This is a genomic window from Ruegeria sp. HKCCA5839 (genome assembly GCF_013035585.1).
Classification (GTDB): domain Bacteria; phylum Pseudomonadota; class Alphaproteobacteria; order Rhodobacterales; family Rhodobacteraceae; genus Ruegeria.
The window spans coordinates 295,867-318,023 of the sequence record NZ_WQIE01000002.1; the positions used below are offsets into that span (position 1 = coordinate 295,867).

Genomic DNA, 22,157 nt, shown 5'->3' on the forward strand with positions numbered 1-22,157 from the left:
CGCACAAGAGGATTCGGAAGGCCGGGATATGGCACCAGACGAGATTACGCTGAAACTTCGGGACGTGCGGGCCGCATCGGGGCTGAGCCTGTCGAAAGTGGCCGAGATGACGGGTGTCAGCAAAGCGATGCTAGGCCAGATCGAACGCGGTGAATCCAGCCCGACGATTGCGACGCTTTGGAAGATTGCCAAAGGGTTTCAACTGCCGCTAAGCGCTTTGATCGGGCCATCGGCGCTGCGTGATCCGGCCAATTCGGGCGTGTTCCAGACAGTGACCTTTCCCGGCAGTATCGAGGTCAAGATCGTCTTTCCTTTTGATCCCGCACTTGGCGCCGAAACCTTTCACGTCCAGCTTGCTCCGAACCAAAGCCACGAGTCGCCGCCTCATGCAGCAGGGGTGACCGAAGAGGTCTTTGTGCTGAGCGGTCACCTGGAAATCATGCGCAATGGCGACTGGCTGCCTTTACAAACCGGCCAGGGCCTGCGCTTTGCCGCGGATCAGCCGCATGGCTACCGCGCCGGAGCAGACGGCGCTGCGTTCCTCAACATGCATCACTATGCGCAAAACCCTGAGGTTTCTGAACGGGTATCCCATGACCGCACTGCTTGACAGCCTTACTATCGTGGACGCCATCGGCTCTTTCGGGGCGCTGATCGTGGTTGCAGCCTATTTCGCGACGCAGATGCGGATGATGAACTCCGACGATCTGGCCTTTCCGGTGGTGAATCTGCTGGGCTCGGTGCTGATCGTCTATTCGCTGGTCTACAACTTCAATCTGGCCTCGATGCTGATCGAAGGGTTCTGGATTTTGATCAGCATTGTCGGGATCGTGCAGCATTTCAGGTTGCGCCGGTCGGCAGAATAGGCGCTATCCAGCCTTGAACCGCCATGCTGCGGGGTATAGGGAAAATTCAAGCTCGCTTAGGAGATGCTAAGATGCAGGATGATCCCAAAACCCTTGTATCCACGGATTGGCTGGCCGCTCATATGAAAGACCCGGATCTGCGGATTTTGGATGGGTCGTGGTACCTGCCGTCGCAGAACCGTGACGCCAAAGCCGAATATGATGCGGGCCATATCCCGGGTGCGCGGTTTTTTGATATCGACGATATATCCGACCACCGTTCGGACCTGCCGCATATGGCGCCTCCGGTGGAAAAGTTCATGTCTCGGCTGCGCGCGATGGGTGTGGGCGACGGGCATCAGGTGGTGGTCTATGACGGGGCCGGGCTGATGTCAGCTGCGCGGGTTTGGTGGCTGTTCCGCCTGATGGGGCAAGAGAACATTGCTGTTCTTGATGGCGGTCTGCCCAAATGGCAAGCCGAGGGGCGTGAGATCGAAGATCTGCCGCCCGTTATCCGCGACCGCCACATGACGGTGCGGGTTCAAAATCATCTGGTGCGCGATGTCACTCAGGTCTCGGCTGCGTCCAAACTGGCGGATCACGAGATCATCGATGCCCGCGCCGCCGCGCGTTTTGCCGGTACTACGCCCGAGCCGCGCGAAGGGTTGCGTTCGGGCCATATTCCCGGGTCACGCAACGTACCCTTTCCCGATTTGCTGAATAAGGACGCGACGATGAAGTCGCCCGACGCGTGCCGCGCCGTTTTTGAGGCTGCTGGCGTTGATCTGTCAAAACCCGCGATCACCTCTTGCGGGTCGGGCGTGACCGCCGCGATCCTCAGCCTTGCGCTGGAACGCATGGGCAAGAAAGACCATTCGCTTTATGACGGCTCCTGGGCGGAATGGGGTGCCTTCCCGACCCTGCCCGTCGCAACCGGAGAGACCTGATGTTCGAGAACCTCAAACCGCAGCCCGCCGACAAGATCCTGGCTCTGATGCAGATGTATCGCGAAGACCCGCGAGACCAGAAGATTGATCTGGGTGTTGGTGTCTACAAAAACGCCGAGGGCGTGACCCCGGTGATGCGCGCGGTCAAAGCCGCCGAGAAACGTATTTGGGAAGAGCAGGACAGCAAAGCCTATACCGGTCTTGCCGGTGATCCGGCTTTTGCAGACGCAATGATCGGCCTGATCCTGGGCAGCGCGGTTCCGCGCGCCAATATCGCCGCTGTGGCCACCCCCGGCGGCACCGGCGCCTGTCGTCAGGCGTTCGAGATGATCCGGATGGCCAACCCGTCTGCGCGCGTCTTTGTCTCGAACCCGACATGGCCCAACCACCGTTCGATCCTGAACTATCTGGGTATCGAGACGGTTCAATACCGCTATTTCGACAGCGAAACCCGCGGCGTTGATTTCGACGGTATGATTGCCGATCTGAAGACGGCCAAGCCCGGCGACGTGGTCCTGCTTCATGGATGCTGCCACAACCCTACGGGTGCCAACCTGAACATGGTGCAGTGGCAAGAAGTTGTGAACATCATCAACGCGCAAGGCCTCGTGGCGATGATCGACATCGCCTATCAAGGCTTTGGCGACGGGCTGGAGGAAGACGCGCAAGCAACCCGTCTGGTGGCCTCATCCGTCAGCCGCTGCCTGATCGCGGCGTCCTGTTCGAAGAACTTTGGCGTCTACCGTGAGCGCACGGGTCTGTTGATGGCCATCAGCGACAAAGCCGAAGAAACAGCGCTGAATCAAGGCACGCTGGCGTTTCTCAACCGCCAGAATTATTCCTTTCCGCCCGATCACGGCGCACGGGTCGTGACCACGATCCTGAACGATGATGCCTTGCGCGCCGATTGGGCTACTGAGTTGGAAGAAGTGCGTCTTTCCATGCTGGGGCTGCGTCAGCAACTGGCCGATGAGCTGCAACGTCTCAGCGGGTCCGACCGGTTTGGATTTGTTGCCCAACATCGCGGCATGTTCTCACGCCTCGGTGCAGCCCCGGAACTGGTTGAGCAGCTGCGTAACGAACATGGTATCTACATGGTCGGCGACAGCCGGTTGAACATAGCGGGTCTGAACGCAAATACCGTGCCGATACTGGCGCAGGCGATCGTCGACGTTGGCGTCTGAGACACTGGCGAGAAACACAAAAGGCTGCACGAATCCCGCAGCCTTTTTTGTCGCGATAAGATGAAGACCTGATCCTAGGCCAAGGCCATTTCCAAGGCCTTTGCGCAGTGAATGCGTGTGGTGTCGAAAACCGGGTAGGAAACGTTTTCGGGGTTCAGCAGCATTCCAACTTCGGTACAGCCAAGGATCAGGCTGTCTGCTCCGGCGTCAGACAGACGTTGCGCAATCTCGACATAGGCGGTTTTGCTGTCCTCTGTAACAATGTCTTTGCACAGCTCTTCGTAAATGATGCGGTGCGTGGTGTTTTGATCGGCTTCGGTGGGCAAAACAGGCGTCAACCCAGCCGCATGCAGACGATCGGTGTAAAAACTCTGTTGCATTGTGAAGGCCGTTGCCATCAGGCCAGGAGACGTCAGGCCCGCGGATTGGATGGCGTCCGCTGTGGCGTCGGCAATATGCACAAAGGGAATGGAAACGCTGTCCATCATCTGATCGGCCAGCTTGTGCATCGTGTTGGTTGCAAGCACCAGAAGATCTGCACCACCCCGTTCCAGCGCGAGGGCTTCGCGGTTCAGAATGCTACCGGCGCTGTCCCAGTCGCCCTTGCTTTGCAGAACCGCAATTTCAGCGAAATCCAGTGACCGGATCAAAAGCTGAGGGGAATGCAGACCGCCAAGACGCTGCCGGGTCAGATCGCAGAGCAGGCGATAGTAGATTTGTGTCGAGGCAGCGGACATGCCGCCGAGAATACCGATTGTTTTCACCCAGACCTCCCGAACCCGCACAATCGCGGTACTTCTGAGATGTCGCGGACTGCTGATCCGGTCAAGCAGCAGTATTGTATCAAACACAAAAAAGCCGGGCGCGAACGCCCGGCTTTCGGATCTTGATGGATCAGCTCTTAACCCTTGGAGAACTCGGGGTAGGCTTCCATACCCAGCTCTGCCATATCCAGACCGTTGATCTCGTCTTCTTCGCTGACGCGGATGCCCATTGTCGCCTTCAGGATGGTCCACAGGATCAGTGCGCCGACAAAGGTGAAGACACCGTATGCAACGATACCGGTCAGCTGCGTAACCAGGCTGGCTTCGCCATAGAAGATCACGGCGATGGTGCCCCAGATACCGGCACACAGGTGAACCGGGATCGCGCCCACAACGTCGTCGATCTTGAACTTGTCCAGCATCGGGACCGCGAGGACCACGATGATACCGCCCACAGCACCGATCCACAGTGCACCGAACAGGGTCGGGGCAAGCGGTTCAGCTGTGATCGACACCAGGCCAGCCAGAGCGCCGTTCAGCACCATGGTGAGGTCAGGCTTTTTGTACATGATCTGGGTCATCAGCAGGGCTGCAACAGCACCGGATGCGGCGGCCATGTTGGTGTTGGCAAAGATGCGCGACACGTCGGATACGTCACCCACGGTGCCCATCGCCAGCTGCGAGCCGCCGTTGAAGCCGAACCAACCCAGCCACAGGATGAATGTACCCAGTGTGGCCAGTGCCAGGTTCGAACCGGGCATCGGGTGTACTTTGCCGTCTTTGTACTTGCCGATACGCGGGCCAAGGATCAGACAGCCCGCCAGAGCCGCCCAGCCGCCGACCGAGTGCACGATGGTCGAACCGGCGAAATCCGAGAAGCCAGCTTCGGACAGCCAGCCACCGCCCCACTGCCAGGAGCCCGAGATCGGGTACATGATGCCTGTCAGCACAACGACGAAGATCAGGAAGGGCCACAGCTTGATACGCTCGGCCACGGCACCCGATACGATCGACGCGGTTGCAGCGACAAAGACCAGCTGGAAGAAAAAGTCCGAGCCGATCGAAGCGTAGTCCAGAGCAGCCTCGGCAGGGTCAACGCCAACCGGATCAAGCACGGTTGGACCGCCAAGGGCAAAGAACCCGTTGAAGTCGCCCGGATACATCGTGTTGAAGCCGACCAGCCAGTACATGATGGCGGCAATGGAAAACAGCGCGATGTTCTTGGTCATCTGCATGGCCACGTTCTTGGAACGCACCAAGCCACCTTCCAGCATGGCAAAGCCTGCCGCCATGAAGAAGACCAGGAAACCCGCCATCAGGAACAGCAGGGTGGTAAAGATATATTGGGTATGCAGCGCGGCCTCGCCCTCGGCAGCCTCTTGCGCCAGACCCATCTGCGGCAGCGCAACGATCGCAGCGGCAGGGATGAGTGATTTCATCAGGTTCATTGTCAGTCCTCGAATGATGTGAGTTCGGGGCGCTTTACAGCGCTTCCTCGTTGGTTTCCCCGGTCCGCACGCGCAGTGCCTGCTCGACATCGAGGACAAAAATCTTACCGTCGCCGATCTTGCCGGTCTTGGCGGTGTTGGTGATGGTCTCGACGATCTGGTCGGCCATGGTCGCGGGTACCACGATTTCGAGTTTGATCTTCGGCACGAAATTCACAGCGTATTCAGCGCCGCGATAGATTTCGGTGTGACCGGATTGCGAGCCAAAGCCCTTGATCTCGGTCACCATCATGCCGCGCACGCCCGCTTCGGTCAGTGCTTCGCGCACCTCCTCGAGCTTGAACGGCTTGATTGTCGCAATGATGAGTTTCACGTTCGTCCCCTCTGCTTCCCCGGTTAGACCGGCCTATTTGCACCTGCAGAAAAAGACCGTAACGAAAGGACCATGGGAACGATTCCGGGCCTGAAACCTTTGGGAAAATCCTAAGAAGTTGCACATTTTTTGCACAAATTGGGGTGTTTGATTAAATATTAGTCAAATTGAAGAGTGGAGATTTCCGAATTTCACACCTCTACATGACATTGAGGGCAGGCTATGGTGTGGCAAAAGAAAAAACGGGCAGAGTTAAAGCATGGCTGAGTCCAAGCGCCGAAAGTCGCCGCTGATTGCGGACAAGCGCTATCCGTCGAAGGGGCGAAAGCCTTCGGCGAAAAAGCGCGTTGCGAAACCGGCGGGCAAGAAGGCGACAGCGCGAAAAACGACAACGCCGCGCAGCACGCGCAAGCGATCCACCCGCAAACGTGGTGGTGGCGGTGGCTTCTTCCGTCGCCTGTTCCGCTGGATTTGGCGGGTGATCTGGGGTCTAACCTGGCGCGTTGGAGCGGTATCGGCCTTGCTGCTGGCCCTGGCTGTTGGTGTCGTCTATTCCTCTTTGCCCGAAGTCGACGCGCTGATGGATGGCCGCGCTAAAGGCTCGGTGACGCTATTGGACCGGGACGGCAAGGTCTTCGCCTGGCGCGGGGACCAGTTTGGTGGGGTTATCACCGCTGACACGGTCTCACCCCATCTGAAACACGCGGTCGTCGCAACTGAGGATAAACGCTTTTATCGTCATTTCGGGGTAAGCCCCCGCGGCGTGGCAAGCGCGGTGCGCATCAACCTGCGAGAAGGACGCGGGCCGCTTTCGGGCCATGGTGGATCGACTATTTCGCAACAAACCGCCAAGCTGCTGTGCCTTGGAGTGGTTTATGAGCCTGACCAATGGGAATCCGAGGCTGCGTATGAGGCCGATTGCCGACAGGGGTCTTTGTGGCGCAAGGCGAAAGAGGCGATCTATGCGATTGCGATGGAGGTCAAGTACTCCAAGGACGAGATTCTGACGATTTATCTGAACCGGGCCTATCTGGGCTCGGGCGCGCGAGGGTTCGAAGCTGCAAGCCAAAGGTATTTCGGCAAATCCGCCGCCGAAGTTGCCCCTGCCGAGGCGGCCATGTTGGCCGGGTTGCTGGTGGCACCGACGCGGTTCGCGCCAACGAACAATTTGCAACGCTCGCAGGATCGGGCGCGGCTGGTAGTTGGGCTGATGGAGGAACAGGGTTATCTGTCCGCAGCGCAGGCCAGCGAGGCGCGCAGCCGTCCGGCGCAACTGTCCGAGGCCGCGGCGGCGCGGGCGGGCGGGTATTTCGCCGATTGGGTTATGGCCAGCGGACCCGAGTTCTTCACGCGCAACACCACCGAAGATGTGGTGATCCGCACAACTCTGGACCAACGCTTGCAAAGTTCGGCAGAAGACGCGTTGAAATACATCTTCGAGGAAAAGGTGCGCGAGGGCTCCAAAGCACAGGCCGCGATCGTGGTGATGTCTGCCGATGGTGCGGTTCGGGCAATGGTCGGCGGGCGCAAGACCCGCGTTTCCGGCGCATTCAACCGTGCCACACAGGCGCTGCGCCAGACCGGTTCGTCGTTCAAACCGTTTGTTTATGCCACGGCTCTTGAACTGGGCTATTCGCCACTGGATACCGTGATGGACGAGCCCTATTGCGTCGACATCCCAGGCTCGGGCCAGTGGTGCCCCAAGAACTATACCAACAAGTTCTACGGCCGCGTGACGCTGGCGGATGCGCTGATGAATTCTTTGAACATTCCAGCGGTAAAAGTGGCCGAGATTTCGGGGCTTGAGAATGTGCGCACCGTGGCCAGTGGCTTTGGCATCGCCAGCGATCTGGCCCAGGGACCAGCGTTGGCGCTGGGTGCGTCGGAAAGCACGCTGATCGAGATGACGGGCGCCTATGCCGGTATCTTGAACGGCGGGTCTGCGGTTGAACCTTATGGTCTGACCGAGTTGAAGCTGCTGGGGGACGAAACCCCCGTCATGGTGACCACAACAGGGATCGGTGAACGGGTGATCAATGACAAGGCTGCCCGCGAACTCACTTGGATGATGGAGCGCGTGGTGTCGGAAGGCACCGGCGGTCGCGCCAAATTGCCGGGTTGGCAGGTTGCGGGCAAAACCGGCACCACGCAGGCCGCACGGGATGCCTGGTTCATCGGGTTTACCGCAGATTACGTGGCCGGTGTCTGGATGGGCTATGATGACAACACGCCGCTGTCAGGCGTCACAGGCGGCGGTCTGCCCGCCGAGATCTGGCGCGAAACCATGTTGCGTATCACCGATGGGATGACACCGACTCCTTTGCCCATGTCAGCACCCGAACCTCCGGTTCAAACGGCTCAGCCGCAACGACAACAACGTCGCCAGCAAGGCGGTTTCGCGCAGGACATCAACAACCTGTTGAACAGTATTTTTGGGAACTGATTGGGTTCGACGTCGGTTTTCGACAAACGATCCTAAGGAGCAAAGACCCCACCTATCTGTCGATCGGTGGGGTCCTTTTACGTTCAGAGGCTTTCGTCCAGCGCTTTCAGAATCGCGTCGCCCATTTCTGTTGTCGAGACGGGTGTGACACCTTCGTCTGCCAGCAGATCTCCGGTGCGAACGCCGTCAGCCAGAACCTTTTCGATCGCAGCTTCGAGGCGGTCAGCTTCGGCGCCTTGGTCAAAGCTGTAGCGCAGCGCCATGGCGAAGCTGAGGATACAGGCGATCGGGTTGGCCTTGCCCTGACCCGCGATGTCGGGGGCCGAGCCGTGGACGGGTTCATACATGGCCTTGGGGCGACCATTCTCCATCGGTGCACCCAGGCTGGCCGAGGGCAGCATACCCAGCGACCCGGTCAGCATCGCGGCACAGTCGGACAGGATATCGCCGAACAGGTTGTCGGTCACGATGACGTCAAACTGTTTCGGAGCCCGCACCAGCTGCATCGCGCCGTTGTCGGCATACATATGCGTCACTTCAACCTCGGGATAGTCCTTGGCCACACGATCCACGACCTCGCGCCAGAGGATGCCCGATTCCATGACGTTGGCTTTCTCCATCGAGCACAGTTTTTTGTTCCGGCGCATCGCCAGTTCAAAGGCCGAGCGCGCGGCGCGTTCGATCTCGGATTCGGTATAGCGTTGGGTGTTTATCCCCACGCGCTCGTTGCCTTCTTGGTGAATGCCGCGCGGCTCACCGAAATAGACGCCCGAGGTCAGTTCGCGCACGATCATGATGTCGAGGCCGGCCACGATATCCTTTTTCAGCGACGAAAAATCGGCCAGTGCGTCGAAGCATTGTGCCGGGCGAAGGTTGGAATACAGATCCATTTCCTTGCGCAATCGCAGCAGCCCGCGTTCGGGTTTCAGGCTGAAATCCAGATCGTCGTATTTCGGGCCGCCAACAGCACCCAGCAGAACGGCATCTGCCGCTTGCGCTTTGGCCATAGTTTCATCCGAAAGCGGTTTGCCATGGGCGTCGTAAGCCGCACCGCCTACCAGATCCTCGCTCACGTCAAAGTGAAGGTCCCGGTTCGCACCGAACCAATCGATGATTCTGCGCACTTCGGCCATAACTTCCGGGCCAATTCCGTCTCCGGGCAGGATAAGGAGCGAAGGGTTGGACATGAAGGATCTCCTTGCGTTTCGTTGCACAGGCCCTAGCGTTTGCGGCGCATCGGGTCAATGAGATGGCCCTTCAATCCATGAGGAAAACACATGCTGACACCTGGAAAACCAGTTCCCGCGCTGAAAATCGATACGGTCGCCCATGGCAGTTTCGATCTGGACGCGGACAAGGGCGAAAACGGGGCTTTGGTGATCCAATATCGTGGATTGCATTGTCCGATCTGCCTCAAACAAATGGCTGAGGTCGAGGCTGCATTGGATGAGTTCGCAGAGCTGGGGATCGAAGTGATCATGATCACCACAGATACAGCCGAGCGCACCGCCGAGGCGGTCGAGAAGGCCGGGGTCTCACGTTTGCGGGTCGGGCATGGTCTGCCAATGTCTGAAGCACGCGACGCCTGGGGCTTGCAGATCTCAACCGCGCGCGAAGGCAGCGCTGAACCGGACTTCTTTGCCGAACCCGGCCATTTCTACGTGGCCCCGGACCGAACGCTTTATTACGCTTGGCAGCAAACCACCCCGTTCGGGCGTCCTGCGATGTCGGATATTATTGGTGGTCTGAAATTCACACAGAACAACAATTACCCGCCGCGCGGCACCTATACCGGCGCGTTGTAAGGTCAAATTCCCGGCGAAGCGCTGAACAGAGCGTCACGCGCATCGCCGCTTTGGTTTGGCATGGCCCGACTCTGTTACAGGCTCCGCGCCCAGCCGTTTTGATCGGCATGCAAGGCAAGATGTGCCTCGGCCGTTTTGCGGATGACCGCCCCGATCTGCAGGATCTCAGCGCTGAGCGGGCTGCTTTTGCGCCAGATTAGTCCCACACTGCGCGACGGTGCCGGAGAAGGAAACCGGGCCACGGACACCTCGGCCGAGCGGATTTCCAGCGACAGCGCCATTTCGGGGATCAAAGTGATGCCGATCCCGGCGCCCACCATTTGCACCAGTGTCGAAAGCGAACTGCCCTCCATGATCTGCTTGGGTCGGGCATTTGCCTGGTCGCAAAACGACAAAGCTTGATCGCGGAAACAGTGCCCTTCCTCTAGCAGCAGCAGATCCATGGCAGACAGTTGCGACGGGCTGGGGATCGGGTTGCCAGCATCCCTGGCGGAGCGGACCAACAGAAACTCTTCTTCGAACAGCGCAAATTCCTGCAACGTGGGTTCCGAGATCGGAAGCGCGACGATGGCCAGATCCAGTTTCGACGCTGTCATTTCGCTAAGCAGTGTCTCGGTTACCGTCTCTTTGGGTTCCAGTGTCAGATTCGGGAACCGGGCCGCCAGTGCCTGAATGACTGTCGGTAGCAAATAGGGCGCGATGGTCGGGATCATCCCGATCCGCAAGCGCCCAGAAAAGGGCGCAGCCGCCCGGCGCGACAGGTTTCCCAGGTCGTCCACGCGTTCCAAAATATCCTGCGCCCGTTCCAATATATCCTCACCAAACGCGGTCAGGCGGATCTCGCGCGCAGCACGTTCGACCAGGGGGCGGCCCATGATTGCCTCCATTTCTTTGATCTGAACGGACAGTGCGGGTTGCGAGATTGAACAGGCATCAGCCGCGCGCCCGAAATGCCCATGAGAGGCCAATGCGGTGAAATATCGAAGGTGTTTCAGGGTCAGGCTTTTCATAGCTAGAGATTATCAAAACTATTAGAAGTTCCAATTGGAATTTATAATAGAAACGTTCTAAGTTCTGCCCATAAGCCCCTCAGACACGACTCAGGAGAATTCAGATGGATGGAAATCCGACAAACCACAAAACAGGTGGTTGCCCGGTCATGCATGGTGGAAACACCGGTATGGACAATTCCGTTACCAAATGGTGGCCGGATGCTTTGAACCTCGACATTCTGGCGCAGCATGACACGCGCACCAATCCAATGGATGCGGATTACAATCACCGCGATGCCGTCAAAGGCCTGGATTTCGCCGCTGTTCGCGCTGATGTCGAAAAGGTTCTGACCGAAAGCAAAGATTGGTGGCCTGCGGACTGGGGTCACTATGGTGGTCTGATGGTTCGTTTGGCCTGGCACTCTGCCGGGTCTTACCGGTTGGGTGACGGCCGTGGTGGCGGTGGCAAGGGCAACATCCGCTTCGCGCCTTTGAACTCGTGGCCGGACAACGCCAGCCTGGACAAAGCCCGCCGCCTGTTGTGGCCGGTCAAAAAGAAATACGGAAACGCACTGTCCTGGGCTGACCTGATCTTGCTGTCGGGCACGATGGCTTACGAGTCGATGGGCTTGAAGACATTTGGGTTTGGCTTCGGTCGCGAAGATATCTGGGGGCCTGAGAAAGACGTCTATTGGGGATCGGAAAGCCAGTGGCTGGCCCCGTCCGAGAACCGTTATGGCGATCTGGAAACGCCCGAAACGCTGGAAAACCCGTTGGGCGCGGTCCATATGGGCCTGATCTATGTGAACCCCGAAGGTGTCAACGGTAACCCCGATCCCGCTAAAACCGCTTTGCACATCCGCGAGACTTTTGGTCGGATGGCGATGAATGACGAAGAGACCGCAGCCTTGACCTGCGGTGGTCACACTGTCGGTAAAGCGCACGGTGCGATGGCCGGCGACAATATCGGCGCCGAGCCCGAGGGGTGCCCAGTTACAGGGCAGGGCCTGGGTTGGTCCAACCCCGACCAGCATGGTAAAGCGACCAACGCTTTCACCTCGGGTATCGAAGGCGCTTGGACCAAAGAGCCGCTGAAATGGGATATGGGCTATTTCGACTATCTGTTTGGCTATGAGTGGGAGCTGGGCAAGTCCCCGGCGGGTGCACATCAGTGGCAGCCGATTGATATGCCAGAAGACGAAAAGCCGGTTGATCCCACCGATCCGTCGGTACGCCGCATGCCTGTGATGACCGATGCCGATATGGCGATGAAGGTTGACCCGATCTACAATGAGATCTGCCAAAAGTTCATCGCTGATCCCGACTATTTCGCCGATACCTTTGCCCGCGCCTGGTTCAAGCTGACCCACCGCGACATGGGCCCTCGGGCGAATTATTACGGCCCGGACGTTCCGGCAGAAGATCTGATCTGGCAGGATCCGATCCCGGCTGGTGCAACCGATTATGACGTTGATGCGGTCAGAGCCAAAATCGCCGCAAGCGGGTTGAGCGCGGTCGAGATGATCACCACCGCCTGGGACAGCGCGCGGACTTTCCGTGGCTCGGACAATCGCGGCGGGGCCAATGGTGCCCGCATCCGCCTGGCGCCTCAGAAAGACTGGGCCGGGAACGAGCCCGAGCGTCTGGCCAAGGTTCTGGGTGTCCTGGAGCCGATTGCTGCCGAAAGCGGCGCATCGATTGCTGATGTGATCGTTCTGGCCGGTAGTGTCGGTCTTGAACAGTCGATCAAGGCAGCCGGGTTCGACGTAGAGGTTCCGTTTGCACCGGGTCGTGGTGACGCGACCGATGAGCAAACCGATGCGGACAGCTTCTCGGTGCTGGAGCCGCTCGCAGACGGGTTCCGCAACTGGCAGCTCAAGCCCTACGCTGTATCGCCCGAAGCGATGATGCTGGACCGCGCACAGTTGCTGGGTCTGACCGCATCCGAAATGACCGTACTGGTCGGCGGCCTGCGGGTTCTGGGTGCAAACCATGGCGGTTCGCAGCACGGTGTCTTTACGGATCGTGTGGGCCAGCTGACGACAGACTTCTTCGTCAACCTGACCGATATGGATCTGACCTGGGCGCCTGCTGACGATGGCACCTATGAGCTGAAAGACCGCGCTTCTGGTGAGGTCAAGTTCACCGCAACCAGCGCGGATCTGGTGTTCGGCTCGAACTCGATCCTGCGAGCCTATGCCGAGGTCTACGCGCAGGACGACAACGCCGAGAAGTTCGTGCGTGACTTTGTGGCCGCCTGGGACAAGGTCATGATGAACGACCGGTTCGATTTGCTGGCCTAAGCCGGTTCGAACGCAATGATATGGCCGGGCAAGGGTATCCTTGCCCGGCTTATTTGTGCCTTGAGCCTCAAAAGCGCTATTTGGTCAGATCAACCCAAACAAGCCGATGGCGGCTGGCTGCCCTTGCCGCGTCACCTGGGGCAGTGTCTGGTGCGGGCCAGTGAACACCCGAATCCAGAACGGCCCAGTCGGTGGATGGCAGCACATAATCCACACGCATCTCTCCGACCGCTTTCCACTCGACAGTGGCGGTGTTGCCCTCGGGCGTTGTGGGCAGAGGGTCTTGCAGCTTGGGGTGCTCCAACAGATCGCGCATGGCTTGTCTGCGGCCATCTCCTGCGTTCGGGTCCAGATTGGCATCACCCGCGATCACAAACGGAGCTGCGGGCGGCTCCACGAATTCTCCGTCCAACAGCAGCGACCACAGCCGGGTTTCGTCACGATTGCGCAGCCCGTTGCGATCTTCGGGGCCGTCAAAAACCGGCGGTGTGGCATGGTAGGTCAAAAGATTGATCCGTCCCAATGGCGTGTCGATCGGTACGATCCAATGGGCGGAAGAAGACAGGCGTTGTATTTCCTGTGCTTGGGCCGAAGGAAAGGGCATTCCATCTTGCGTTGGCAGGGTCGCGCCGGGAAGATCCTTCCACAACAGGTCCGAGAAATCGCGGATGTCTTCGGTTTGGATCGGGTGGCGCGACAGGACAGCCAGCCCTCCGTTTCCGGTAAACCGCCCCCATCCTTGTGCATCCCCGGGCTGCTGCATACGCCCGTCGCCATCCATGTCCAGATCGGTCGCCATCCCGGAATTGGGCTGCGCGCTGAACCAATGCGGATAGGACAGGCCATCTGAGCCGAGCGTATCAATCAGGGCTTGTACTGCCAGCCCGTCCAGATCCCAGTCGATGCCCTGCAGTGCGACGATGTCGGGTTTGGTTTCCACAAGAACCGCGACAATAGCCGCAACCTGGGGATCCTGCCGCTGGATGTCTCTCAGCAACAGGCCCGGTCCTTCCCGGCTGAGCTCGGTGTTGAAACTGGCTACCCGGATCGCCTCTGCCTGTGCCGCAAATGGCAAAAGCAGCAGGGCAAGGCTGCGGATCATGCGGTTTGAGTGGTCTCGGATGTGGTGTAGGCGCGCCGCTTGTCGACGATCAGAGCGGCGATGCGCAGTGTGGCCATGCCCCGCATGATCATACTGGCAGGAAGAAAGGCCCAGGCGCTTAACGTCCAGATCAGCGTCTGGGGATTTGCCAGGCTGATCGGCATTACGAAAGACGAAAGCAGCTTGATCATCGCAGGGATCAGGAAGGGCAGCAGAATACCGATTGAGATGTTCAGACGTCCGTCGCGCTGCAAACGTGTGACCACATCAACGCCTTTGGTGGGATCAAACAGCGGCAGGTTGGTCCAGACATTGAAAGCACCGTTTCCGGTCGGCCAGCCGCGCATTTTCACCGCGTAGAAGAAGCTGGCGATTGTGACCAGTGCTGCGACATAGGCGATACTGGCACAGATCCGGACAAGTTCGATCAGCGCGACACTTGCGTCGCTGGGCAGCACCAGAACAACCAAACGCACCGGCGAATAGGGGAAATCAGCCACGTTGGCGACCGCGAGCCCCATCGCGTAAAACAGATTTGTCAATTCGGTCGGGCTGTACATGTCCTTGCAGATCAGCGTCAGGAACGTCACCATCGAGGTGAGCCCAACAAAGCGCAGGCGGTTCACCGGCGGCGCGTCACGGAATTCAATAAAGCTTGGGAACGCCGAGTTGTACTCGGAGAAGGTCAGAATAAAGGCCAGAATCGCCAAGAAAACGACGATCTCGGTGCCGTTCAGCGTCGAAACCGGAAGATACAATGCAGGGGTGAGCACCATGAGCGCCACCAATAATCCCCGAATTGCCGCTCCCATCGTGCGTGCAATCACTATCCGTACCCTTTTTCAAACCGGATTAGTCGATTCTACGCCGACCTAATTCCAACTTGTGCCAGCCGCTCTTCTTTGACCGATGCCTCATTCGGATCAACAGTGGCGGCATTGAACTGACTGCTCAAGCCAAGCTGCAGAAAACATGTCGTTTAGGGCAAAAAGATGGCGAAACTGGTGCGGCTTTGCATCATTTCCGACGCAAATTCGACGTGTATCTTAATCCACACGCTACATGTTGTGGTTGCTGAGCTTGATGCACCTATAAATTTAATAAGGGGTGCTGAGACACCCCTTTAAGTTGATTCGCGCAGAATCACTCTGAGCCTAGACCCAGGGCCGTGCCTGACTCGCGTGTTCCTCGAACTTGTCGATGTGATGATCCTTTTCCATCGTCAGCCCGATATCGTCCAAACCGTTCAGCAGGCAATGCTTGCGGTGCGGGTCGATGTCGAACGCGATTTCCACACCATCCGAGGTGGTGATCGTCTGATCTTCGAGATGCACGGTCATGCGGGCGTTTTCACCCTTGTGTGCGTCTTCCATGAGAACAGCGTGATGCTCTTCTTCAACAACGATGGGCAGGATGCCGTTCTTGAAGCAGTTGTTGAAGAAGATGTCGGCAAAGCTGGTCGAGATCACAACCTTGATGCCAAAATCCTTGATTGCCCAAGGCGCATGTTCCCGCGACGAACCGCAGCCGAAATTGTCGCCAGCGACCAGAATCTCGGTGTTGCGATATGCTGGCTTGTTCAGAACGAACTCTTCGTTTTCTCCGCCATGATCGTGATAGCGCATCTCGTCAAACAGAACGACGCCCAGGCCGGACCGCTTGATGGTTTTCAGGTGCACTTTGGGGATGATCATATCGGTGTCGATATTGATCAATGGCATTGGGGCGGCCACCCCGTGGACTTTTTCAAACTTTTCCATGTCTACACTCCTGCGAGAGAGGGCCGCGCCCAAGTCCCGCGTTTAAGCTTCTTTCGCTTCGGTTGTTTCGTCCTTGGGTGCGTTCTTGACGAAGAACGCCATGAAGACCAATCCAAACCCGTTGAACAGCATCTCGATGCCCAGGAAAATCCCCAGAATGCTCAGCAGAGCAGCTGGCTCTTTGCCCACATAGGTCCAGATGATACCGGCGAGGATGATGGACAAGATGCCCGAGATCATCGTGGGCCAGAAAAACTGTGTTCCTTTCATCTGGAACGACAGAATGACCCGTGCAATGCCGCCTGCCATGAACAGGATCAGCATCACGGTCGCCAAGGTCAGCGTGCCTTGCAACGGGTGATCCAGGAAGGACCAGCCCAGGAACAGCATGACCGCACCCATGATGAGTGACAGGATCTTGTTACCGACGCCTTCAACGGTGAAGCCACCAACAATCTGCAATCCGCCCGCAATCAGCAGCAACACACCGGTCACCACTGTTACGGCAACGGATGCAACCACCGGTGCGCCCAGCACAAATATGCCGAACGCTATGGATAGAAGCCCCAGCAGAAGCCATTTGATCCAGTCACTCATGATTCAATCCCTCAAATATCTAGATATGAGCGGACCTTACATCAATTCACGCACGTCTGTCAGCCGTCCTGTGATTGCCGCTGCGGCAGCCATCGCCGGGCTGAGCAGATGGGTGCGCCCACCGCGGCCTTGACGGCCTTCAAAGTTGCGGTTCGAAGTCGCGGCACAGCGCTCACCCGGCTGCAACTGGTCGGGGTTCATCGCCAGACACATCGAGCAGCCCGCCAGACGCCATTCGAAACCGGCTTCTTTGAAGATATCGGCCAGGCCTTCCTCTTCGGCCTGAAGCCGCACAAGGCCCGAGCCGGGAACGACCATCGCGCGCATGCCGTCTTTGATCTTCTTGCCCTTCAAGATCTGGGCTGCGGCACGCAGATCTTCGATGCGCCCATTGGTGCAGGACCCGATAAAGACGGTGTCGATCTCGACGTCGCTGAGTTTCTGACCGGCTTCCAGCCCCATATACTCAATAGACCGGCGGGCCGCGTCGACCTTACCGCCTTCGAAATCTTCCGGATGTGGCACCGTAGCAGTGATCGGCAGAACATCCTCGGGGCTGGTGCCCCAGGTCACGACAGGGGCGATATCTTCACCTCGGATGGTGACAACTTTGTCGAAATGCGCACCTTCATCAGTATAGAGCGTCTTCCACCATTCCATCGCCGCTTCCCATTGCGCACCTTTCGGAGCGTGCGGGCGGCCTTTGACATATTCGAACGTGGTCTCATCCGGGGCAATCAGGCCCGCACGTGCACCGCCTTCGATGGCCATGTTGCACACGGTCATACGGCCTTCCATCGACAGGTTGCGGATCGCCTCGCCGCAGTACTCGATGACATAGCCGGTGCCACCAGCAGTGCCGGTTTCACCAATCACGGCCAAGGTGATGTCTTTGGCGGTCACACCGGGCTGCAGCTTGCCGGTGATCTCGACTTTCATGTTCTTTGATTTCTTCTGGATCAGAGTCTGCGTGGCCAGCACATGCTCGACCTCGGATGTCCCGATGCCGTGGGCCAGCGCGCCAAACGCGCCATGGGTGGCTGTGTGGCTGTCGCCGCAAACCACAGTCATGCCGGGCAGGGTCCAGCCCTGTTCCGGGCCGACGATATGCACAATGCCCTGGCGCACGTCATGCACCGGGTAATAGTGAATGCCGAAATCCTTGGCGTTCTTGTCCAGCGCTTCGACCTGGATGCGCGATTCCGGGTTTTCGATCCCGTTCACGCGGTCAGCCGTAGTGGGCACGTTGTGATCCGGTACAGCGATGGTTTTTTCAGGCGCGCGCACTTTGCGACCCGCCATGCGCAGCCCTTCAAAGGCCTGCGGGCTGGTCACTTCATGTACCAGATGGCGGTCGATATACAGCAGGCTGGTGCCATCTTCGGCCTCGTGGGCGACATGGGCATCCCAGATCTTGTCATAGAGTGTTTTGGGGGACATGTGTCCTCTCCCGTTTTTTGGAATGAGAATTGGCTGGCGAGGTGGCTTAGGCCGCGGATAGGCGGGCCAGAACAGTGCGGGCAGCCCCATAGAACCGTTCACGCAAGCGCGCGCGATCTTCAAGGTTCTGAATCTGGGCCACTGAGAGTCTCATGGCCCCCAGATACTATCCGTTGGTGCTTGGTTCAAGGGAAATGGGTGGGTCGTCTGGGACGGCCTCGAGCAAGTCGGAAGGTTGGCAGTCCAAGGCTTCGCACAGCTTGGCGAGAGTTTCGAATCGAACACCTTTGACTTTTCCTGACTTCAGCAAGCTCAAATTTTGCTCGGTGATGCCGATCGAATGCGCCAGGTCTTTGCCTTTGATTTTGCGTCTGGCCATCATGACATCCAACCGAACTACGATCTGCATCATACGAATTCCCGGTTCTCGCGATCTATCAACACGGCTTCAGCAAAGATCCAACCAATCAGATAAACCAACCCTGCGCAAAGCAGCATAAGCAAGTCTGATGAGCCAATACTGATAACGAGGCTGCGTTCGCCCTGGGCCTTTCCAATACTTTCGGCAAGGCCGATCAGCGTATCGTCTAGGATTTGAAAGGCAGCAAGCGCAAGAACGACTTTGCCCAGCCGTTGAATGTTCTTTGCTGTTTCGGGAACAAGCACAGCACCACCCGCGCAATCTTTTAGGATCGTGCGCAGGATCCAAAGCACCCAAATCAGCAGGGCCAGACCAAGCATCGCGATAAGAGTAAGTGCAATCGTACCGCTCAGCGGCATATCGGATGAAAACATCGCAAACGCAGGGACTTCGCCGCTGAGTATTGCGTAAACTACGAGCGTTGGAATGATAACCACGGCACCGGTGGTGAACCAATAGAGCCGTTTCGACATTTGAATAATGCGTTGCTTCATATCATTGCCTTTCTGCAATTAGTAATTATCGTATAACAATAAGAAATAATTCGAAAGGGTGAATAATGAAATTTGTAGCTCCAGTGGTTTTCCTGCTTTTCATAGGGTGTAATAGCGTTGTTCCAGGCACTGTTCGGCAACTGACGGATGTCGATCCGTTAACGGCTCGCCCATCCGACATTGCCCTGAAGCTCGAATTGCCAAGCGCGTTGGGTGTCCGACCGGATTCTGGGCGCATTGAACTTTCAGGACATGGGGCCGATGGCTCAATTTCTAAGCGTTTTGTGCTGCATGAGGTTGATGACGGTGTTTTTCTGATTGCGGATCAGGACATTGAAAGGTTCCAGTCCGTGCAACAGGAGATCAGCAGGATGAAAATGGAAGATCCGGAAGGGACAAAAGGCAGCTTGTCATTGAGCTTTGGTCCCTGCCTAAATCACCCAACCGATATTGATCAGGAACGACTGACCGTAGCCATTCGACTGAGCCAAGAAGGTGAATTCCTGCCATTACTTGTAGATGTTCCAGCGCGGACTGTTATGAACAATGTCGTTTCCTCGGAGCTTCCGGAGTGCGCCGATGCATCAACCAAAATTTGATCTGGGGTCACTGCTGCGTCTTCATTGAAATGTCATAAGGTGCTTGTTACTTTATATACACCCCTGCGCCGGGGATGTGGCGGCGCGCAACAAAGGAGGACTATGTCCTGTCTCTACATACCCAGGCGGGTTTGCCCGCCGATGACCGGGCCAGCATGATGGCCCACTCTCAGTCCATCAGCGACAAGCTGCTTGAACGAATCCTTTCCTCACTTTCCGACGACAAGGCCGAAGATGTCGTGCAGATTAACCTGCAGGGCAAATCCTCGGTTGCTGATCACATGGTGATTGCGTCGGGTCGCTCGACCCGTCAGGTCTCGGCCATGGCGGAAAAGCTGACGGATCGCATCAAGCAGGAATTTGGGTTCACCTCGAAGGTCGAAGGCAAGGATGCCGGCGACTGGGTGTTGATTGATACGGGCGACGTGATCGTTCATATCTTCCGCCCCGAAGTGCGTGAATTCTATCAGCTGGAAAAGATGTGGCTGCCTGCGGGCGGCAGCGCCTCGGCGAACTGAGGCGCTATTCCGGCCTGTATTGAAAGGTCGGAGGCGAGAGACATATGCGTATCAGCATAGTTGCGGTCGGGCGATTGCGCGCCGGACCCGAGAAGTCACTGCTTGACGACTACCTGAACCGTTTTGACCGGACTGGCCGTGGCCTGGGCCTTGGTCCTGCGCGGGTGATCGAGGTTGAGGACAAGAAGAACGCAGGCATGGGCGCCGAAGCCGCGCTGCTGCGCAAAGCGCTGCCCAAAGGGGCGGTGATCTGCACGCTGGATGAGCGCGGGCGGATGATGTCCTCTCCTGATTTCGCGCACAAACTTGGCGAGTGGCGCGACGCCGGGCGACAGGATCTGGCGTTGATCATTGGCGGCGCAGACGGAATAGACCCTAATCTGCGGGCCGAGGCGGATTTTTCCATCTCGTTCGGTGCAATGGTCTGGCCCCATATGCTGGTCCGTGTGATGCTGGCTGAACAGCTTTACCGGGCCGCAACAATCCTGTCGGGCGGCCCATATCACCGGGTCTGACATGGCGCAGCTTTTGATCGTTTACCATTCGCGCACCGGCGGGGCGCGGCAAATGGCCGAGGCCGCCGCTGAGGCGGGGCGCGACGAGGCTGATGTCGTCTTGAAACCGGCGGATCAGGCAGGGCCTACGGATTTGCTCGCGGCAGATGGCTATATCTTTTGTGCGCCCGAAAATCTGGCGGCACTTTCGGGTCTGATGAAGGAGTTCTTTGACCGGTCCTATTACCCGGTGCTGGGCAAGATCGAAGGTCGCCCCTATGCGCAGATGGTTTGTGCCGGGTCAGACGGCGAAAACGCGGCGCGTCAAATGGCCCGGATCGCCACAGGCTGGCGGTTGAAAGAAGTGCAACCGCACTTGATCCTGTGCACCCATGCGCAGACACCCGAAGCGATTCTGGCCGAAAAGACCATCCCAAATGACCAGCTTGAGCAATGCCGTGAGATCGGCGCTGCCATGGCGGCCGGACTAAGCCTTGGGGTGTTCTGACCCTCAGTTCAGATCAAATATCGTGGTGTCGTCGCTCCACCCGCCCACATTGTCACGGGCCTGGATCTGCACCTGCGTCGTCCCGGCGGGTATCACCACCCCACCCAGCGAACGGGTAAAGGGTTGTTCATCCACATGCGGGTGATGCAGCACGCGCACGCCCAGTTCATTGCCGTCCATATCCAGCACCCGCCAGCCGTCGGCATAGTCATCCCAGCCGGTGTCGGGGTGGCGAATCGTGACGTCGAACCGCCAGGTGTCGCCGCTGCGACTCGCCTCGACTTTTTCGATGGTGGGCGGATCGGCCAGCACAGGCGTGGCCAGAAAAGCAAAGAGAATCAGATAACGCATAGAGAAACCATAGAATGCCAGAGTTTGAATTGGGATCACGTCTTGGTGTCGCCGGGCAGGGTTAGCAGGATTGACCGCGATTGCGATGCAAACTCGCGTCGATAGAGCACGCCGAAGGTGATCGCCGCGCCAAGGATCAAGGTGATCGGCCCAAGAAACCAGGCCAAAGAGGCCAGCGCGAAATAGGTCGCCCGCAGCGCCCTGTTGAAACTGCGCGCGGCGGTAACGCAGATTTCGCCAGCTTGGGCGGCGCGGGGATAGGCTTGGGGGTCTTCGGGCTCATTGGGAACGGCTGCCATCAGTACAGCGCAATAACCAAACAGGCGATGGGCCCAAACATATTTCAGGAAGGAATTGGCCAACAGCAGTATGACGACCAGGATCTTGATCTCCCACACCAAAGCGGGGGCCATGCCGATAGCCAGATCGCTGGCGACACCTGCCAGTTTCTCGGTATTGCCCAGTAAGGCCAAACCGCCGCCAATGGCAATCATGGTGGTCGAGGCAAAAAAGGTGCTGCCTTGACGCATCGCACCCACCACCTGCGCATCAAAGACACGCGGTTGCCGCGTCACCATCTCGCGCATCCAGCCGCGTCGGTATTCATCCATCAGCATTGCAACCGACGGGCGTTTTCGTGACGGATGTTCGATCATCCAGCCAATGGCCTGCCAAGCACCGATCAACACGAGGACGGCAACAAAATCCAGGGGAGAGAAAACCAGAGCGCGATCAATCCAAGTCATGGCCGCGACATTAGAGCCCGTTT

At 58.0% G+C, this 22,157-nt stretch carries 26 protein-coding genes; 11 read left to right on the forward strand and 15 right to left on the reverse strand.

The annotated features are described in order from the left end of the window. Positions 1-28 precede the first annotated feature (28 nt). The 4 genes from GOV38_RS06975 (at position 29) to GOV38_RS06990 (ending at position 2,976) form a co-directional block, all read left to right on the forward strand. Positions 29-610, forward strand: a complete 582-nt coding sequence (locus GOV38_RS06975; protein ID WP_171208582.1) for a helix-turn-helix domain-containing protein — start codon at positions 29-31, stop codon at positions 608-610. After that, positions 594-866 (forward strand): hypothetical protein, encoded by a 273-nt coding sequence (locus GOV38_RS06980; RefSeq protein ID WP_171133557.1) that lies wholly within the window; start codon positions 594-596, stop codon positions 864-866. The genes GOV38_RS06975 and GOV38_RS06980 overlap by 17 nt, the downstream gene beginning before the upstream one ends. A 71-nt stretch (positions 867-937) precedes the next feature. Further along, positions 938-1,792, forward strand: a complete 855-nt coding sequence (gene sseA / locus GOV38_RS06985; RefSeq protein ID WP_171208583.1) for a 3-mercaptopyruvate sulfurtransferase — start codon at positions 938-940, stop codon at positions 1,790-1,792. Then, positions 1,792-2,976 carry an amino acid aminotransferase gene (locus GOV38_RS06990; RefSeq protein ID WP_171208584.1) on the forward strand — a complete coding sequence of 395 codons (1,185 nt, stop codon included), beginning with the start codon at positions 1,792-1,794 and terminating at the stop codon, positions 2,974-2,976. The genes sseA and GOV38_RS06990 overlap by 1 nt, the downstream gene beginning before the upstream one ends. A gap of 74 nt (positions 2,977-3,050) precedes the next feature. Here GOV38_RS06990 and GOV38_RS06995 read toward each other — a convergent pair whose 3' ends face one another. The 3 genes from GOV38_RS06995 to GOV38_RS07005 form a co-directional block, all read right to left on the reverse strand. Then, entirely contained in the window at positions 3,051-3,740 is a 690-nt protein-coding gene (locus GOV38_RS06995; RefSeq protein WP_171208585.1) for an aspartate/glutamate racemase family protein, read from the reverse strand. 137 nt (positions 3,741-3,877) lie between these two features. Beyond that, entirely contained in the window at positions 3,878-5,188 is a 1,311-nt protein-coding gene (locus GOV38_RS07000; RefSeq protein ID WP_171133561.1) for an ammonium transporter, read from the reverse strand. Between the two features lie 34 nt (positions 5,189-5,222). Then, entirely contained in the window at positions 5,223-5,561 is a 339-nt protein-coding gene (locus GOV38_RS07005) for a P-II family nitrogen regulator (protein ID WP_039525370.1), read from the reverse strand. Between the two features lie 259 nt (positions 5,562-5,820). Here GOV38_RS07005 and GOV38_RS07010 point away from each other — a divergent pair, with 259 nt between their 5' ends. Next, entirely contained in the window at positions 5,821-8,004 is a 2,184-nt protein-coding gene (locus GOV38_RS07010; protein WP_171208586.1) for a transglycosylase domain-containing protein, read from the forward strand. Between the two features lie 83 nt (positions 8,005-8,087). On the opposite strand, the gene leuB is transcribed toward GOV38_RS07010, so the two are convergent. Beyond that, positions 8,088-9,191: a 3-isopropylmalate dehydrogenase gene (leuB, locus tag GOV38_RS07015; protein WP_171097780.1), complete on the reverse strand. Its 1,104-nt coding sequence runs from the start codon at positions 9,189-9,191 to the stop codon at positions 8,088-8,090. A gap of 90 nt (positions 9,192-9,281) precedes the next feature. On the opposite strand from leuB, the gene GOV38_RS07020 reads away from it, so the two are divergent. Next, positions 9,282-9,809, forward strand: a complete 528-nt coding sequence (locus tag GOV38_RS07020) for a redoxin domain-containing protein (RefSeq protein ID WP_171208587.1) — start codon at positions 9,282-9,284, stop codon at positions 9,807-9,809. Positions 9,810-9,883: 74 nt separating this feature from the next. On the opposite strand, the gene GOV38_RS07025 is transcribed toward GOV38_RS07020, so the two are convergent. After that, entirely contained in the window at positions 9,884-10,819 is a 936-nt protein-coding gene (locus GOV38_RS07025) for a hydrogen peroxide-inducible genes activator (RefSeq protein ID WP_171208588.1), read from the reverse strand. A 104-nt stretch (positions 10,820-10,923) separates the two neighbouring features. Here GOV38_RS07025 and katG point away from each other — a divergent pair, with 104 nt between their 5' ends. Then, positions 10,924-13,104, forward strand: coding sequence for a catalase/peroxidase HPI (katG, locus tag GOV38_RS07030; RefSeq protein ID WP_171208589.1), 2,181 nt, complete (start codon positions 10,924-10,926; stop codon positions 13,102-13,104). 76 nt (positions 13,105-13,180) lie between these two features. On the opposite strand, the gene GOV38_RS07035 is transcribed toward katG, so the two are convergent. From GOV38_RS07035 to GOV38_RS07070, 8 genes are all read right to left on the reverse strand, one after another. Beyond that, positions 13,181-14,206 (reverse strand): endonuclease/exonuclease/phosphatase family protein, encoded by a 1,026-nt coding sequence (locus GOV38_RS07035; RefSeq protein ID WP_171208590.1) that lies wholly within the window; start codon positions 14,204-14,206, stop codon positions 13,181-13,183. Further along, a complete protein-coding gene (locus GOV38_RS07040) occupies positions 14,203-14,982 on the reverse strand; it encodes a hypothetical protein (protein ID WP_174838626.1) in 780 nt (259 codons plus the stop codon). Before GOV38_RS07040 ends, GOV38_RS07035 begins: the two co-directional genes overlap by 4 nt. A gap of 378 nt (positions 14,983-15,360) precedes the next feature. After that, a complete protein-coding gene (leuD, locus tag GOV38_RS07045; RefSeq protein ID WP_171097792.1) occupies positions 15,361-15,966 on the reverse strand; it encodes a 3-isopropylmalate dehydratase small subunit in 606 nt (201 codons plus the stop codon). Between the two features lie 42 nt (positions 15,967-16,008). Next, entirely contained in the window at positions 16,009-16,563 is a 555-nt protein-coding gene (locus tag GOV38_RS07050; protein ID WP_171208591.1) for an HdeD family acid-resistance protein, read from the reverse strand. 36 nt (positions 16,564-16,599) lie between these two features. Further along, a complete protein-coding gene (leuC, locus tag GOV38_RS07055) occupies positions 16,600-18,003 on the reverse strand; it encodes a 3-isopropylmalate dehydratase large subunit (RefSeq protein ID WP_171097796.1) in 1,404 nt (467 codons plus the stop codon). Positions 18,004-18,049: 46 nt separating this feature from the next. Then, positions 18,050-18,145 carry an isopropylmalate isomerase gene (locus tag GOV38_RS07060; RefSeq protein ID WP_245709781.1) on the reverse strand — a complete coding sequence of 32 codons (96 nt, stop codon included), beginning with the start codon at positions 18,143-18,145 and terminating at the stop codon, positions 18,050-18,052. A 24-nt stretch (positions 18,146-18,169) separates the two neighbouring features. Further along, positions 18,170-18,412, reverse strand: a complete 243-nt coding sequence (locus GOV38_RS07065; protein ID WP_171097799.1) for a helix-turn-helix transcriptional regulator — start codon at positions 18,410-18,412, stop codon at positions 18,170-18,172. Continuing rightward, a complete protein-coding gene (locus tag GOV38_RS07070) occupies positions 18,412-18,918 on the reverse strand; it encodes a hypothetical protein (protein ID WP_171208592.1) in 507 nt (168 codons plus the stop codon). The genes GOV38_RS07065 and GOV38_RS07070 overlap by 1 nt, the downstream gene beginning before the upstream one ends. 65 nt (positions 18,919-18,983) lie before the next feature. Between GOV38_RS07070 and GOV38_RS07075 the strand changes: the two genes are divergently transcribed. From GOV38_RS07075 to GOV38_RS07090, 4 genes are all read left to right on the forward strand, one after another. After that, positions 18,984-19,517 (forward strand): hypothetical protein, encoded by a 534-nt coding sequence (locus GOV38_RS07075; RefSeq protein WP_171208593.1) that lies wholly within the window; start codon positions 18,984-18,986, stop codon positions 19,515-19,517. Between the two features lie 155 nt (positions 19,518-19,672). After that, positions 19,673-20,035 carry a ribosome silencing factor gene (rsfS, locus tag GOV38_RS07080; protein ID WP_171097805.1) on the forward strand — a complete coding sequence of 121 codons (363 nt, stop codon included), beginning with the start codon at positions 19,673-19,675 and terminating at the stop codon, positions 20,033-20,035. Between the two features lie 44 nt (positions 20,036-20,079). Beyond that, positions 20,080-20,550, forward strand: coding sequence for a 23S rRNA (pseudouridine(1915)-N(3))-methyltransferase RlmH (rlmH, locus tag GOV38_RS07085; RefSeq protein WP_171208594.1), 471 nt, complete (start codon positions 20,080-20,082; stop codon positions 20,548-20,550). Position 20,551: 1 nt separating this feature from the next. After that, complete coding sequence (locus tag GOV38_RS07090) at positions 20,552-21,037, forward strand: flavodoxin family protein (protein ID WP_171208595.1); 486 nt, start codon at positions 20,552-20,554, stop codon at positions 21,035-21,037. Positions 21,038-21,040: 3 nt separating this feature from the next. On the opposite strand, the gene GOV38_RS07095 is transcribed toward GOV38_RS07090, so the two are convergent. Beyond that, positions 21,041-21,388 carry a hypothetical protein gene (locus GOV38_RS07095; protein ID WP_171208596.1) on the reverse strand — a complete coding sequence of 116 codons (348 nt, stop codon included), beginning with the start codon at positions 21,386-21,388 and terminating at the stop codon, positions 21,041-21,043. A 35-nt stretch (positions 21,389-21,423) separates the two neighbouring features. Then, the gene (locus GOV38_RS07100) at positions 21,424-22,134 is read right to left on the reverse strand and encodes a DUF599 domain-containing protein (protein WP_171097813.1); all 711 of its coding nucleotides are present in this window, start codon (positions 22,132-22,134) and stop codon (positions 21,424-21,426) included. Positions 22,135-22,157: the final 23 nt, after the last annotated feature.

Excerpts from the sequence above, each read along its gene's own strand:
- GOV38_RS06975 (WP_171208582.1), top strand. The coding sequence starts at position 29 with ATGGCACCAGACGAGATTACGCTGAAACTTCGGGACGTGCGGGCCGCA.
- GOV38_RS06980 (WP_171133557.1), top strand. The coding sequence starts at position 594 with ATGACCGCACTGCTTGACAGCCTTACTATCGTGGACGCCATCGGCTCT.
- sseA (WP_171208583.1), top strand. The coding sequence starts at position 938 with ATGCAGGATGATCCCAAAACCCTTGTATCCACGGATTGGCTGGCCGCT.
- GOV38_RS06990 (WP_171208584.1), top strand. The coding sequence starts at position 1,792 with ATGTTCGAGAACCTCAAACCGCAGCCCGCCGACAAGATCCTGGCTCTG.
- GOV38_RS07000 (WP_171133561.1), bottom strand. The coding sequence starts at position 5,188 with ATGAACCTGATGAAATCACTCATCCCTGCCGCTGCGATCGTTGCGCTG.
- GOV38_RS07010 (WP_171208586.1), top strand. The coding sequence starts at position 5,821 with ATGGCTGAGTCCAAGCGCCGAAAGTCGCCGCTGATTGCGGACAAGCGC.
- leuB (WP_171097780.1), bottom strand. The coding sequence starts at position 9,191 with ATGTCCAACCCTTCGCTCCTTATCCTGCCCGGAGACGGAATTGGCCCG.
- GOV38_RS07020 (WP_171208587.1), top strand. The coding sequence starts at position 9,282 with ATGCTGACACCTGGAAAACCAGTTCCCGCGCTGAAAATCGATACGGTC.
- GOV38_RS07025 (WP_171208588.1), bottom strand. The coding sequence starts at position 10,819 with ATGAAAAGCCTGACCCTGAAACACCTTCGATATTTCACCGCATTGGCC.
- katG (WP_171208589.1), top strand. The coding sequence starts at position 10,924 with ATGGATGGAAATCCGACAAACCACAAAACAGGTGGTTGCCCGGTCATG.
- GOV38_RS07035 (WP_171208590.1), bottom strand. The coding sequence starts at position 14,206 with ATGATCCGCAGCCTTGCCCTGCTGCTTTTGCCATTTGCGGCACAGGCA.
- GOV38_RS07040 (WP_174838626.1), bottom strand. The coding sequence starts at position 14,982 with ATGGTGCTCACCCCTGCATTGTATCTTCCGGTTTCGACGCTGAACGGC.
- leuD (WP_171097792.1), bottom strand. The coding sequence starts at position 15,966 with ATGGAAAAGTTTGAAAAAGTCCACGGGGTGGCCGCCCCAATGCCATTG.
- GOV38_RS07050 (WP_171208591.1), bottom strand. The coding sequence starts at position 16,563 with ATGAGTGACTGGATCAAATGGCTTCTGCTGGGGCTTCTATCCATAGCG.
- leuC (WP_171097796.1), bottom strand. The coding sequence starts at position 18,003 with ATGTCCCCCAAAACACTCTATGACAAGATCTGGGATGCCCATGTCGCC.
- GOV38_RS07065 (WP_171097799.1), bottom strand. The coding sequence starts at position 18,412 with ATGCAGATCGTAGTTCGGTTGGATGTCATGATGGCCAGACGCAAAATC.
- GOV38_RS07070 (WP_171208592.1), bottom strand. The coding sequence starts at position 18,918 with ATGAAGCAACGCATTATTCAAATGTCGAAACGGCTCTATTGGTTCACC.
- GOV38_RS07075 (WP_171208593.1), top strand. The coding sequence starts at position 18,984 with ATGAAATTTGTAGCTCCAGTGGTTTTCCTGCTTTTCATAGGGTGTAAT.
- rsfS (WP_171097805.1), top strand. The coding sequence starts at position 19,673 with ATGATGGCCCACTCTCAGTCCATCAGCGACAAGCTGCTTGAACGAATC.
- rlmH (WP_171208594.1), top strand. The coding sequence starts at position 20,080 with ATGCGTATCAGCATAGTTGCGGTCGGGCGATTGCGCGCCGGACCCGAG.
- GOV38_RS07090 (WP_171208595.1), top strand. The coding sequence starts at position 20,552 with ATGGCGCAGCTTTTGATCGTTTACCATTCGCGCACCGGCGGGGCGCGG.
- GOV38_RS07095 (WP_171208596.1), bottom strand. The coding sequence starts at position 21,388 with ATGCGTTATCTGATTCTCTTTGCTTTTCTGGCCACGCCTGTGCTGGCC.
- GOV38_RS07100 (WP_171097813.1), bottom strand. The coding sequence starts at position 22,134 with ATGACTTGGATTGATCGCGCTCTGGTTTTCTCTCCCCTGGATTTTGTT.